This is a genomic window from Stenotrophomonas sp. yr243 (genome assembly GCF_900184195.1).
Lineage (GTDB): Bacteria > Pseudomonadota > Gammaproteobacteria > Xanthomonadales > Xanthomonadaceae > Stenotrophomonas > Stenotrophomonas lactitubi.
Genome location: NZ_FXWT01000002.1, coordinates 1,250,870 through 1,263,598, shown reverse-complemented (window position 1 = coordinate 1,263,598; position 12,729 = coordinate 1,250,870). Strand labels below are relative to the sequence as shown.

Below are 12,729 nucleotides of genomic sequence, written 5' to 3'. Positions count from 1 at the left end.
TCGAGGCCGACGCCCGTGGGCGCCCGGCACGACCCGTTTCCATCGGAGGCCAGGCCATGGCGAACAGCCAGAAGTTCATTGCCCGCAATCGCGCGCCGCGGGTACAGATCGAGTACGACGTTGAGGTGTACGGCGCACAGAAGAAGGTGCAGCTGCCGTTCGTGATGGGGGTGATGTCCGACCTGTCCGGTGCCAATGCCGGCGAGTTGCCCTCTCTGGAAGAGCGCAAGGCGCTGGAGATCGATGTCGACAACTTCGACAGCCGGTTGCAGTCGATGAAGCCGCGGGTGGCCTTCAGCGTGCCCAATACCCTTACCGGTGAAGGCAGTCTCAGCGTGGACATCACCTTCGAGAGCATGGACGACTTCTCGCCGGCAGCGGTCGCCCGCCGGGTCGAGCCGTTGGCCAAGCTGCTGCAGGCGCGCGCGCAACTGGCGAACCTGGATACCTACATGGACGGCAAGGCCGGCGCGGAGGAGCTGATCGCACAGGCGATCCGCGATCCGTCGCTGCTGCAGGCACTGGTGGCCGCGCCGAACGCCAGCGACAAGGACGGGGAGTAAGCACATGTCCACCGAACAACTGCTCGACGCCGGTGGCGAAACCGGTACCGTGATCGAAGCCGGTGGCTTCGCCGAGCTGCTCAACAAGCAGTTCCGGCCGAAGAGCGACCGCGCGCAACAGGAAGTGGAGTCGGCGGTGCGCACGTTGGCCGAGCAGGTACTCAGCCGCGCCGATATCGTCAGCGACGACGTCTCGCAGACGATCAAGGCCTACATCGCCGAGATCGACCGCACGCTCACTGCGCAGCTCAACCAGATCCTGCACCACCCCGACTTCCAGCAACTGGAAGGTGCCTGGCGTGGCCTGCATTACCTGGTCAACAACACCGAAACCGACACCCAGCTGAAGATCCGCGTGTTCAATGTGTCCAAGAAGGAGCTGGGCAAGACGCTCAAGCGCTACAAGGGCACGGCGTGGGACCAGAGTCCGATCTTCAAGAAGGTGTACGAGCAGGAATACGGCCAGCTCGGTGGTGAGCCGTATGGCTGCCTGCTGGGTGATTACTACTTCGACCAGAGCCCGCAGGACGTCGAGCTGCTGGCCGGCATGGCCCAGGTGGCTTCGGCGGCGCATGCACCGTTCCTGTCGGCAGCGGCACCGCGGCTGTTGGGCATGGATGGCTGGGACGAGCTGGCCAATCCGCGCGACCTGGCCAAGATTTTCACTACGCCTGACTACGCCGCATGGCGTTCGCTGCGTGATTCGGAAGATTCGAAGTACATCGGCCTGGCGATGCCGCGGACCCTGTCGCGCCTGCCGTATGGCGCGGCGACCAATCCGGTGGACGAGTTCGATTTCGAGGAGAACACCTCCGGCGCCGATTCCAGCCACTACACCTGGCAGAACGCAGCGTATGCGATGGCGGTCAACATCAACCGCTCGTTCAAGCAGTACGGTTGGTGTTCCCGGATCCGTGGCATTGAATCCGGCGGCGCCGTCGAGGGCCTGCCGACCCATACCTTCCCGACCGACGACGGCGGCGTGGACATGAAATGCCCGACTGAAGTGGCGATCACCGACCGCCGCTCGGCCGAACTGGACAAGCTGGGGCTGATGCCGCTGGTGCATCGCAAGAACTCGGACATGGCCGCCTTCATCAGCGCGCAGTCGTTGAACAAGCCCGCCGAGTACGACAGCCCCGATGCCACCGCCAACGCGGCGCTGGCGGCGCGGCTTCCGTACATGTTCGCCTGCAACCGCTTCGCGCACTACCTCAAGTGCATCGTGCGCGACAAGATCGGTTCGTTCTCCAGCCGCGAGCAGATGCAGAAGTGGCTGGGCAACTGGATCCTCAATTACGTCGATGGTGATCCGGCCAACTCCAGCGAGGAGTACAAGGCCAGCCATCCGCTGGCTGCCGCTGAAGTGGTGGTGGAGGAAGTGGAGGGCGCGCCTGGTTACTACACCTCCAAGTTCTTCCTCAAGCCGCATTACCAGCTGGAAGGACTGACGGTCTCGCTGCGGTTGGTTTCGCGCCTGCCTTCACAGGCCAAGGCCTGATTTTCATGGTTTCCGTGCCGGCCGTACTGCGGCTGGCACCTCGATACGAAAGCCCATAAAGGAGCAGTTCCATGGCATTCGACATGCATCTGAAGTTCAAGGGTGGCTCGGTCACCATCGAAGGCGGTTCCACCCATGCCAAGCACAAGGGCGAGATCCCGGTGCTGGCCTGGTCGTGGGGTGCCAGCAACAGCGGCGACCTGCACAGTGGCGGTGTCAGTTCCGGCGGCAAGGCGCACATCCAGGACATCTCAATCACCAAGTACGTGGACAAGAGCTCCAACGCGCTGCTGCAGGCCGCCTGCACCGGCGCTCGCATCGAGGAAGCCTGGCTGTACGTGACCAATGCCACCGGCGAGCAGACCGATTACGTGACCCTGCATCTGTCCAACGGTGTGCTGATCACCTCGGTATCCACCGGCGGTTCCGGTGGCGAGGATCGCCTGACCGAGAACATCACCCTGCACTTCGGCAAGTTCCAGTATGGCTTCCAGCCGCAGAAGCCGGACGGCACCGCCGATGGCGCGGCCAAGACCTTCACCTACGACATGCAGGCCGTGGCCAAGGGCTGATGCCATGCACCTTCCGCCGGACGTCGAGGCTGCCCATGCCGTGGACCTGCTGCGTGCCGGCCAACTGAGCCAGGCGCTGCAGGCGCAGCGCGAGCGGGTGCGTGCTGCGCCGACGGCTGCCGCTGAACGGTTGTTCCTGTTCCAGCTGCTGGCCGTGCTCGGTCAATGGCAGCGGGCGCAGGCACAGCTGCAGGCGGCGGTGCAGCTGGACGCCGGACTGTCGCTGCTGGGGACGGCGGGGCAGGCATTGCTGCAGGCCGAACAGGTGCGCGCCGAGGTGTTTGCCGGCCGCCGCCTGCCACCGGTGCTGGGGGCACCGGCGGCGTGGCTGGCGCCGCTGCTGCAGGCGCTGCAGTTGCAGCAGCAGGGCCACGTCGAGGCGGCCGCGGCACTGCGTGGGCAGGCGTTCGAACAGGCGCCGGCGGTGGCTGGCGACTGCGACGGCGAAGCTTTCGCGTGGCTGGCCGATGCAGATCCACGCTTCGGGCCGTGTCTGGAGGTCATCACCCCGAGCGGTTACGCCTGGTTGCCGATGAGCGGGCTGGACCAGCTGCGGTTGGACCCACCCGAGGATCTGCGTGACCTGGTGTGGGCGCCGGCCGAGCTGGTGCTGCGCCAGGGCGCCACGATGCGCGCCTTCATCCCCGCGCGCTACCCCGGCAGTGAGAACGATGACGACAGTGCGCTGCAGCTGGCCCGGCGCACGCAGTGGGACGAACACGGTGCAGGCCGTGGCCAACGCATGCTGGCCAGCGATGCCGGCGACCATCCGTTGCTGCAGCTGCGACAGCTGCACTTCCACCATCCCGACTGAGGTCGCGCGATGGCCGAGCTGACCACCACCGAACGCCTGCAGCCTTCGCTGCTTGACCGCCTGACCGACGACGCACCGCTGCAGCGCGACGAGAGCCGCGAACAGCGGGTGATCTCGGCCAACCGGCTGCGCGAATGCGTGATGCGTGATCTGTCGTGGCTGCTCAACAGCGTGCACCTGGCCGCAGGCCAGCGCCTGGACGATATGCCGGAGGTGGCCCGCTCGGTGCTCAACTACGGTATTCCCGACCTGACCGGGTTGGAACTGGCCGGGTTGGACGTGGCCACCCTGCAACGGCGCCTGCGCGAGGCGATCCTGGCGTTCGAGCCACGACTGATCGCGCACACGCTGCAGGTGACCGTGCAGGCCAACGCGCAGCGCATGGACCGGCGCTCGCTGGTGTTCGATATCCGCTCGGAGATGTGGGCACAACCGATTCCGCTGAACCTGTACCTGAAGACCGAAGTCGATCTGGAGACCGGACGCATGGATCTGGTCGAGGGCAGCGCCTGATGGACCCGCGCCTGCTCCGCCACTACAACCGTGAGCTGCAGCATGTGCGCGGCATGGGCGCCGAGTTCGCCCGCGAGTTTCCGAAGATTGCCGGACGCCTCGGCATGGATGGCATGGAGTGTGCCGATCCGTACGTAGAGCGTCTGCTGGAAGGTTTCGCGTTTCTTGCCGCGCGGGTGCAGGTCAAGCTGGATGCGCAGTATCCGGTGTTCACCCAGCATCTGCTGGAGATGGTTTACCCGCATTTCCTGGCACCGGTGCCGTCGATGGCTGTGGTGCAGCTGCAGCCGGACCTGAAGGACGCCAAGCTCGCTGCCGGCCATCGCGTGCCGCGCCACAGCAGCCTGCGGGCAATGTCAGTAGCCGGCGAGCGCACCGCGTGCGAGTACCGTACCGCGCATGACGTCACCCTGTGGCCGCTGCAACTGGCGGAGGCCCGCTACTTCGACAGTCCGGCGGCGCTCGCCGCTGCCGAGGTCGCCATTCCCGCCGGCAGTGTCGCCCGTGCCGGCCTGCGCCTGCGGTTGCAGACCCAGGGGGGAGTGCCGCTGGATTCGCTGGCGCTGGATGTACTGCCGGTCTTCCTGGCCGGCGCCGATGGACTGCCCCGACGCCTGTACGAGCAACTGCTGGGCAACGCCTGCGGCTGCTGGCTGCGCGCGGGCGATGGACCTGCGCGCTGGCTGGGCGCCGATGCGTTGCGTGCCGGTGGCTTCGATGACACGCAGGCCTTGCTGCCCTACGACGGTCGTTCGTTCGGTGGCTATCGCCTGTTGCAGGAATACTTCGCCTGCCCGGAACGCTTCCTGTTCGTGGAGCTGAGCGGGCTGCGTCCGGTGGTGCAGCGCGCCAGCGGCGACCAGCTGGAGATCGTGGTACTGCTGGACCGCAGCGAGCCGGGCCTGCACAACGCCGTGGGGGTGGACAACTTCCGCCTGTACTGCACGCCGGCCATCAACCTGTTCCCGCAGGCCGCCGACCGCATCCACCTGCTGCCAGGCCGACATGAGTACCACGTGCTGCCCGATCGCACGCGCCCACTGGACCTGGAAGTACACAGCGTCAGCTCCGTGGAGGGCTTTGGCGATGGCCAGGCGCCGGAACAGCGCTTCGCGCCGTTCTATGGCAGCCAGGCACGCACCTGGCACGATCCGCAGGGCGCGTACTACACGCTGCGTCGCGAGCCGCGGCAGCTGTCGGCACGGCAGCGACGGCAGGGTGCACGGTCCAGCTACGTGGGCAGCGAGGTATTCGTCAGCCTGGTCGATGCCGCCGACACCCCGTTCCCAAGCCGCCTGCGCCAACTTGGACTGCAGCTGCTGTGCAGCAACCGCGACCTGCCGCTGCAGATGCCGGTGGGCAAAGGCCGCACCGATTTCAGCCTGGATGACGGTGCACCGGTGGCCTCGATCCGCTGCGTGGCCGGGCCGACCCGGCCGCGGCCGGCCGGCGATGGTGGCGAAAGCGCGTGGAAGCTGCTCAGCCACCTGCAGTTGAACTACCTGTCACTGTTCGAGGACGGCGACGGCCGCGGCACCGACGCCCTGCGCGAGATGCTGTCGCTGTACTGCGACCCGCACGATGCCGGCGCGCAGCGCCAGCTGGAAGGTCTGCGCGGGGTGGCCGCGCGCTCGATCGTGAGGCGCATCCCGGTTCCCGGCCCGATCACCTTCGGCCGTGGGCTGGAGATCACCCTGACCTGTGAGGATTCCGCCTTCGAAGGCACCGGCGCCTATCTGCTGGCCTCGGTACTGCGCCACTTCTTCGCACGCTACGTTTCGATCAATGCCTTCACCGAAACCGTGCTGCGCACCGTCGAACGCAACGAGGTAGCCCGATGGACGGCCAGGCCGGGCGCGCTGCTGTCGCTGTAGACGCGCGCGCTGCGCTGATGCGGCACCTGACCGCGGCGCCGCACGCGTTCGAGCTGTTCGCCGCGCTGCGCCTGCTGGAGCGCACGCACCCGCAGCATCCGCGCTGGGGCCATTCGACCCGCCCCGGCGAGGATCCGCTGCGCCTGCAGCAGGCACCCACCCTGGCCTTTGCGCCGCGCGAAGTGGATGCGCTGCTGGCGGCCACTCATACCCGGCCACCGCAGCTGCGCAGTCTCGGCTTTGGTCTGTTCGGCCCCAACGGACCACTGCCGCTGCACCTGACCGAGTACGCGCTGCAACGCCAGCGCAGTGCGCGCGATGACAGCCTGGTGGCCTTCGCCGATATGTTCCACCACCGTCTGCAGAGCCTGTTCTATCGCGCCTGGGCCGATGCACAGCCGGTGGTGCAGGCCGATCGTCCGGATGACGACCGTTTCCGCCTGTACCTGGGCGCACTGGTGGGGCTGGCACAGCCTGCGCTGCAGCGCCGCGACGCGTTGGACGACGATTTCCGCCGCCATCACGCTGGGCGTCTGCTGCCGATGGCGCGCAACGCCGAAGGCCTTCGCGCGCTGATCGAAGCCGCCCTGCAGGTGCCGGTGCGGGTGATCGGCTTCATCGCCGAATGGATGCGCCTGCCTGCCGACGCTCGCTTGCTGCTGGGTACACGTGGGCGCAGCAACGTGCTGGGCCGCAGTGCGGTGCTCGGGAGCCAGGTGCGTGGTTGCCAGCATCGCTTCCGCCTACGAGTGGGTCCGCTCGATCTGTCCCACTTCCGTCAGTGGTTGCCGGGCGGGCAGATGCTGCCACGCCTGGTTGCGCTGGTGCGCAGCCACAGCGGTGACACCCAGGCCTGGGATGTGCAGCTGCTGCTGCGTGCTGACCAGGTGCCGACGACGCGGCTGGGCCGCAGTGGCCGCCTGGGCCTGGATACCTGGCTGGGCCGCCGTGCCTGGAGCGTGGCCGACGCCGACGATGTGGTGGTGCATCCGCGCCCCGCGATTGCCTTCAATGACCGACCTGGACCGCGACCATGACCGAGATCCGCCGCAGCGCGTTGTTCGGCAAGCTCAACCCGCTTGCCTACCGCGCCATCGAAAGCGCCACCGTGTTCTGCAAACTGCGTGGCAACCCGTACGTGGAACTGGTGCACTGGCTGCACCAGCTGCTGCAGCTGCAGGACTCGGACCTGCACCGCATCGTGCGCCACGCACAGCTGGACCCGGCGCGGCTGGCGCGCGATATGACCGAGGCACTGGAGCGGCTGCCGCGCGGGGCCGGTGGGGTGACCGATCTGTCGGCCACGCTGGAAGACACCGTCGAACGCGCCTGGGTGCAGGCGTCGCTGGGCTTCGGTGAGGCCCAGGTGCGAACCGCGTATCTGTTGCTGGGCATCCTCTCCAGCCGCAGCCTGCGCAGCGCGCTGTCGGCGATCTCGCGCGAGTTCGACCGGCTGAAGCCGGAAGCGTTGAGTGACGGTCTGGCCACCATCATCGCGGGTTCGCCGGAGGACGGCCAGCGGCCGACCGATGGCTTCGCGCTGGGCAATGCCGCAGCGCCGGGTGAAGCCAGCGGCGCGATCGCGCCGGCCGCGTTGGGCAAGCAGGAAGCGCTCGCCCGCTTCACCAGCGACCTGACCGCGCAGGCGCGTGATGGCACGCTGGACCCGATCATCGGCCGCGACGACGAGATCCGCCAGGTGATCGACATCCTGATGCGGCGCCGGCAGAACAACCCGATCCTGGTGGGCGAGGCCGGTGTCGGCAAGACCGCCGTGGTCGAAGGCCTGGCCCAGCGCATCGCACGCGGTGACGTGCCGCCAGCACTGAAGGACGTGCAGCTGCGGGCGCTGGACGTGGGCCTGCTGCAGGCCGGGGCCAGCATGAAGGGCGAGTTCGAGCAGCGCCTGCGCGCAGTCATCGACGAAGTGCAGGCCAGCCCGGCGCCGATCATCCTGTTCGTGGACGAAACCCACACCCTGGTAGGCGCCGGTGGCGCGGCCGGTACCGGCGATGCGGCCAACCTGCTGAAACCGGCGTTGGCGCGCGGCACGCTGCGCACGGTCGGCGCCACAACCTGGGCCGAGTACAAGAAATACATCGAGAAGGATCCGGCGCTGACCCGGCGCTTCCAGTCCGTACAGGTGGAGGAGCCCGACGAAGCGCGCGCGGTGCGGATGATGCGCGGTGTAGCCAGCATGATGGAGAAGCACCACAAGGTGCAGATTCTCGACGAAGCGCTGGAGGCGGCGGTCAAGCTCAGCCACCGCTACATTCCCGCGCGGCAGCTGCCGGACAAATCGGTCAGCCTGCTCGACACTGCCTGTGCGCGGGTGGCAGTGAGCCTGCATGCGGTACCGGCTGAAGTGGACGACAGCCGTCGGCGCATCGAATCGCTGCAGACCGAACAGGCCATCATCGATCGCGAGGCTGCGATTGGCATTCTGGTGGACGAGCGTGCAGCCGCGTGCGTGCAGGCACTGGCCGACGAGCAGCAACGACTGGCTGCGTTGGAGCAGCGCTGGCAAACCGAAAAGACGCTGGTGGATGAGCTGCTCGATCTGCGTGCGCGCCTGCGGGGCGGTCACGCCCCGGTGGAAGGCACTGGCAGTGAACTGGAGGCAGCTGCGGCGCAGGCCGATGGCGATACGCTGGTAGCTGCGGCGCCAGTGCAGACAACCGACCGTGACGCACTGCTGGCGCGCCTGCAGCTGGTGCAGGCCGAGCTGGGCGCGCTGCAGGGCGAATCACCGCTGATCCTGCCGACCGTCGATCACCAGGCGGTCGCGGCGGTGGTGGCGGACTGGACCGGCATTCCGGTCGGGCGCATGGCGCGCAACGAAATCGACACCGTATTGCGACTGCCGGAGCTACTGGGCCAGCGCGTGATCGGTCAGGACCACGCGATGGAGATGATCGCCAAGCGCATCCAGACCAGCCGTGCGGGCCTGGACAACCCGGACAAGCCGATTGGTGTGTTCCTGCTGGCCGGTACGTCCGGGGTGGGCAAGACCGAGACCGCATTGGCCTTGGCTGAAGCGCTGTATGGCGGTGAGCAGAACCTGATCACCATCAACATGAGCGAGTACCAGGAAGCGCACACGGTGTCGTCGCTGAAAGGGGCGCCGCCTGGCTACGTGGGCTACGGCGAAGGCGGCGTACTGACCGAGGCCGTGCGCCGCAAACCGTATTCGGTGGTGCTGCTGGATGAGGTGGAGAAGGCGCACCCGGATGTGCATGAGCTGTTCTTCCAGGTGTTCGACAAGGGCTGGATGGAAGACGGCGAGGGCCGCCGCATCGACTTTCGCAACACGTTGATCCTGCTGACCAGCAATGCCGGCACCGAACTGATCGCCAGCCTGTGCGCCGACCCGGAACTGATTCCGGACCCGGAGAGCATGGCCAAGGCGCTGCGCGCACCGCTGCTGAAGGTATTCCCGCCGGCGCTGCTGGGGCGGTTGGTGGCGATTCCGTACTACCCGCTGAGCGCGGACATGCTCGGACGCATCGTGCGGTTGCAGTTGAACCGCATCAAGAAGCGGGTGGAGGCGCACTACCGCATTCCGTTCGAGTACGACGACTCGGTGGTTGAGCTGGTGGTGAGCCGCTGCACCGAAGGGGAATCGGGTGGAAGGATGATCGACGCGATCCTGACCAATTCGATGTTGCCGGAGATCAGTCGGGTGTTCCTGGCCGGGATGGTCGGCGGAGACTCTGCCTCTGGCGTGTCCGTCTCCATTGGCGATGGCAGATTCCGTTACTGCCTGTCCGAAAATCAGGTGGAGAAATGCGATGAGCTGTAAGCAACGTCGGAACGATTGCGCAGGTCCCTACACCGTCCTGGCCTGCAACTCGTGCAGGACCCAGGAGGTAGAGGGGTGTGAGAGCAACGCGCGCAAGGAATCGTGCAAGGGGCCTATGCACGAGCCTGGACGCTGCAGCTACTGCACGAGATTGGCCAGTGACAAGGCACGGCTGTTCAACAAGACTGAGCTCGACCGGCAGAGGATCGATGCCGATAGATGGAGAGCAGATCTGAACCTTCCTAGCTCAGGGAAGATCTTCGATGGTCTCAGCTGCTCGTACACAACCGCCGGGATCGATCAGTACACGCAGATCAAAGGAGGCGATTACTGCCCATGGGTGCGTGTCGGCAATCTCTATGTAACGGTAACGACCGGCAATGATCAGGGCTGGGTCGACCTGATCCACTCCATATGTGCGGGTGGCAACACGAATGCTGACGGCAACAGGAAGGGGGTCTCTGTATTCACCGGACGCCACGGCACGACACAGGGAACAATCATCCAGGCGTCGGATTCAGGCCTGTTCCATGACTCCCTGAAAGATCCGCGACATGTGGCGGAGGACATCATCAAGCGTGAGCACCTACGCAAGGAACTGATGCCGAACAAGACCGGACCCAAGGTGACGATCTGGGACGTCGGCACCACTGCTGGGACCAGCATGAAGCGGACCAAGCGGCTCAGCATGGAACGCATGAGGTGCGGAGACATCGTGATCTGGGCATGGTGCTGGTCGCTGCTGAGTCCCTACAAGGCAGTGCATGGAAGCAGCGATGCGAGCTATCCAGTGTGGGAACAAGGCCGCCCGTACAACAGGCCCATCAGCGAGATCGTGACTGAAAGCTACGGCTGGGCGTTGCGGACGGAATGGACCCCTGGTCGACAACGTCCAGCGGATGTGAGTTGGCGGCAGAACGTGGATGCCAGATCGTCGGCGATCAAGGACGTGAAGCGGCTCGTACAGGGAAAGAAGAATGAGCCGCCAGTCGTGAAATACGAACTGAGCTGAGCAGCCCTGGAGGAGCAGAACCTCCTGCCTGTCCAGAGGACCTCCTGCGCTACGGGGAGCTTGCCGTGACCGCTGCCATCGCTCATTGCCCGTACCCACTCCAGTCAAAGGAAATGAGCAGATGAGTCTTATCGTGGCAATCTGGTCGGAGGATTCCGCAAGGATGGCAAACGAAGACGTTGCCAGCCGCATGGCACGTCTCCGCAACCACCTGCTGCAGATCACGCATGCGACAACGCCGACCTTCATTGTCTTCATCGCAGCGGAATTTCTGTTCATGCATGGTCGATCGGATGCAAAACAGATTCGCTGGTACTCACCGTCGGAGCGCGACGAAGCACTGCACGGATTGGCGGAGGCATCGCGGATCTTCAGGCGAACCCTGCTGGTGGGGGGCAGCGTGTGCTGGGCCGAACAGGCCAGGAAGGGAGACGAAAAATCCGAATGGTGCGTACACAACGAGGCGCCCATCCACTACGACGGGCAGCAGCTGGCCCTGTATGGAAAGCGCCATGGGGGTGGGGAAGTCCTGCCTGAGGATGCGCTCCGGCTGTATCGCCAGCGATGCGGAAGCTTCGAGAAGAAGATGCACGTGCGCAAGGACAAGGACGGTGCAGACGGCACACCCAGGTACCGATCGGTCAGGGCCGCTGGATCAATGGGGGATCTTGCCGCCATGGCAGGCAACACGGTGCGACGAGGACCCGGCGGGACACTGCTACCTGCGGCTCCGGGCATCCAGAAGGCCATGGATCGGTATCAGGGACGCTACAGGTTCGCGCCCGGCAATGATGAACCGAGCTTCGGCATTCCGGACGGCACCTTCACCGCAGGCATCGAGATCTGCCAGGAACATAACCTTGCGGCCTTGAGATCAAACAGCACGCGCGGCGCGGTGAATTTTCACCTGCTGGTATCCAATACGGTGGGCCACTTGCAGGCCAGCGAGAACCTGCTGTCTCCAGGCTTCTTCATCCATGCAAAAGCTGGCTCAGCACCTGAGCTGGTGATTCTGGACGGCGCGCACAGAACCGCTGTCGCCGCCGATCAGTGGACACAGCTGGGTCCGCATCTGCATTACATCGCACTGGACATGCCGGAAGGTCTTTGATGTGCGCGTCGCTGAAGGCGCGATGATCCCTGGCCGAGGCGAGTGGGCCGAAACGCTTTGAAGGAGAAATACATGGTCTGGCAGAAGGTGAGGTGTGGCGCATGCGGGCGGATTCTGATGATCAGGCGGGACACGCTGCAGCAGGTGCTCAAGGAGCACCAGACGCTGGCCTGCATTGTTCCGCATTGCGCAGGAACCATGGTGAGCCATGGAGCGCCCATTATCCGCAGGCGCACCGCTGAGCTGCATCCATCGTATGAGTTCCAGGTCGCCAGGCAGGCGGTAAAGCGCAAGTATGCGCCCGTGATCTATAGCGATGACGACGACAGTGACGACGAGATCTCTGGTGACGCACAGAAGCGACCCAGGAATAAAGCGTATGCGAGTACGGACGAGGACTGGGCGCCGCCGGAGCAGTACTCGCCCGCGATGCGCTTCACCCTGGGGCATATGGAATCGGGCCTGCGGGTTCGACCTCCTCGCAAGGGTGCGGAAAAGTCATCGGGCCGGGTCCAGATCACCGCCGCAGTGCGGGGAGAGCGCGGCAAGAGCACAAGCACTGCAATGGGCGGTATCGCAGCGTGGAAGCGCGCGGTGAAGTGCGGTGCGCCCAACGCCGGCCGCTTCTCGCTGTCGTCGCGGAACCACTACGAGTGGTGCCATCTGCAAGCGGTCTGCCTTGGTGGGTACACGTTGGCTGGCAATCTCGTTGCAGGGCATTACGCTCTCAATACGTACATGTCGGTGGTAGAAGAGTGCCTGCGGGGAAAGACACATATCGAGGTGAAGATCGATGTCTACTGCAGAAGCGGAGACGTTGCAGATTTCATCCTCTACTCCATTTTCAGGTCCCGCGACGGCAAGCTGTTGGACACGCTGCCAATGGATGGCCGCATGACGCTCTTCAGCAAGACCGATGCGCAGCGGCTCAGGGATCGACTGAAGAAGGCAGTCGGCAAGTGAGGTA

General features: G+C 65.3%; 11 protein-coding genes. All 11 read left to right on the top strand.

Annotated elements, in window-relative coordinates; translation table 11 throughout:
• Window positions 1–56 precede the first annotated feature (56 nt).
• The 11 genes from tssB to QOL57_RS12370 all read left to right on the top strand — a co-directional run bounded on the left by tssB (window position 57) and on the right by QOL57_RS12370 (window position 12,725).
• The gene (gene tssB, locus QOL57_RS12420; protein ID WP_089237833.1) at window positions 57–563 is read left to right on the top strand and encodes a type VI secretion system contractile sheath small subunit; all 507 of its coding nucleotides are present in this window, start codon (window positions 57–59) and stop codon (window positions 561–563) included.
• Window positions 564–567: 4 nt separating this feature from the next.
• A complete protein-coding gene (tssC, locus tag QOL57_RS12415; RefSeq protein ID WP_089237831.1) occupies window positions 568–2,064 on the top strand; it encodes a type VI secretion system contractile sheath large subunit in 1,497 nt (498 codons plus the stop codon).
• Window positions 2,065–2,135: 71 nt separating this feature from the next.
• A complete protein-coding gene (locus QOL57_RS12410) occupies window positions 2,136–2,636 on the top strand; it encodes a type VI secretion system tube protein Hcp (protein WP_089237829.1) in 501 nt (166 codons plus the stop codon).
• 4 nt (window positions 2,637–2,640) lie between these two features.
• Window positions 2,641–3,450 (top strand): type VI secretion system accessory protein TagJ, encoded by an 810-nt coding sequence (locus QOL57_RS12405; protein WP_089237827.1) that lies wholly within the window; start codon window positions 2,641–2,643, stop codon window positions 3,448–3,450.
• Between the two features lie 9 nt (window positions 3,451–3,459).
• Window positions 3,460–3,963, top strand: coding sequence for a type VI secretion system baseplate subunit TssE (gene tssE, locus QOL57_RS12400; protein WP_089237825.1), 504 nt, complete (start codon window positions 3,460–3,462; stop codon window positions 3,961–3,963).
• Window positions 3,963–5,837 carry a type VI secretion system baseplate subunit TssF gene (gene tssF / locus QOL57_RS12395; RefSeq protein ID WP_089237823.1) on the top strand — a complete coding sequence of 625 codons (1,875 nt, stop codon included), beginning with the start codon at window positions 3,963–3,965 and terminating at the stop codon, window positions 5,835–5,837. Before tssE ends, tssF begins: the two co-directional genes overlap by 1 nt.
• Window positions 5,801–6,874, top strand: a complete 1,074-nt coding sequence (gene tssG / locus QOL57_RS12390) for a type VI secretion system baseplate subunit TssG (RefSeq protein WP_089237821.1) — start codon at window positions 5,801–5,803, stop codon at window positions 6,872–6,874. Before tssF ends, tssG begins: the two co-directional genes overlap by 37 nt.
• A complete protein-coding gene (gene tssH, locus QOL57_RS12385; protein ID WP_089237819.1) occupies window positions 6,871–9,639 on the top strand; it encodes a type VI secretion system ATPase TssH in 2,769 nt (922 codons plus the stop codon). Before tssG ends, tssH begins: the two co-directional genes overlap by 4 nt.
• Before the next feature lie 151 nt (window positions 9,640–9,790).
• On the top strand, window positions 9,791–10,651 hold the full coding sequence (locus QOL57_RS12380; protein ID WP_141134232.1) for a hypothetical protein: 861 nt from the start codon (window positions 9,791–9,793) through the stop codon (window positions 10,649–10,651).
• 121 nt (window positions 10,652–10,772) lie between these two features.
• Window positions 10,773–11,762, top strand: a complete 990-nt coding sequence (locus QOL57_RS12375; protein WP_089237815.1) for a hypothetical protein — start codon at window positions 10,773–10,775, stop codon at window positions 11,760–11,762.
• A gap of 72 nt (window positions 11,763–11,834) precedes the next feature.
• Window positions 11,835–12,725, top strand: coding sequence for a hypothetical protein (locus QOL57_RS12370; protein WP_089237813.1), 891 nt, complete (start codon window positions 11,835–11,837; stop codon window positions 12,723–12,725).
• Window positions 12,726–12,729 lie beyond the last annotated feature (4 nt).

What these genes read in the sequence shown, in the direction of transcription:
- tssC (WP_089237831.1), top strand. Translation starts at nt 568, where the DNA reads ATGTCCACCGAACAACTGCTCGACGCCGGTGGCGAAACCGGTACCGTG.
- QOL57_RS12410 (WP_089237829.1), top strand. Translation starts at nt 2,136, where the DNA reads ATGGCATTCGACATGCATCTGAAGTTCAAGGGTGGCTCGGTCACCATC.
- tssG (WP_089237821.1), top strand. Translation starts at nt 5,801, where the DNA reads ATGGACGGCCAGGCCGGGCGCGCTGCTGTCGCTGTAGACGCGCGCGCT.
- tssE (WP_089237825.1), top strand. Translation starts at nt 3,460, where the DNA reads ATGGCCGAGCTGACCACCACCGAACGCCTGCAGCCTTCGCTGCTTGAC.
- QOL57_RS12370 (WP_089237813.1), top strand. Translation starts at nt 11,835, where the DNA reads ATGGTCTGGCAGAAGGTGAGGTGTGGCGCATGCGGGCGGATTCTGATG.
- QOL57_RS12405 (WP_089237827.1), top strand. Translation starts at nt 2,641, where the DNA reads ATGCACCTTCCGCCGGACGTCGAGGCTGCCCATGCCGTGGACCTGCTG.
- tssH (WP_089237819.1), top strand. Translation starts at nt 6,871, where the DNA reads ATGACCGAGATCCGCCGCAGCGCGTTGTTCGGCAAGCTCAACCCGCTT.
- QOL57_RS12375 (WP_089237815.1), top strand. Translation starts at nt 10,773, where the DNA reads ATGAGTCTTATCGTGGCAATCTGGTCGGAGGATTCCGCAAGGATGGCA.
- tssF (WP_089237823.1), top strand. Translation starts at nt 3,963, where the DNA reads ATGGACCCGCGCCTGCTCCGCCACTACAACCGTGAGCTGCAGCATGTG.
- tssB (WP_089237833.1), top strand. Translation starts at nt 57, where the DNA reads ATGGCGAACAGCCAGAAGTTCATTGCCCGCAATCGCGCGCCGCGGGTA.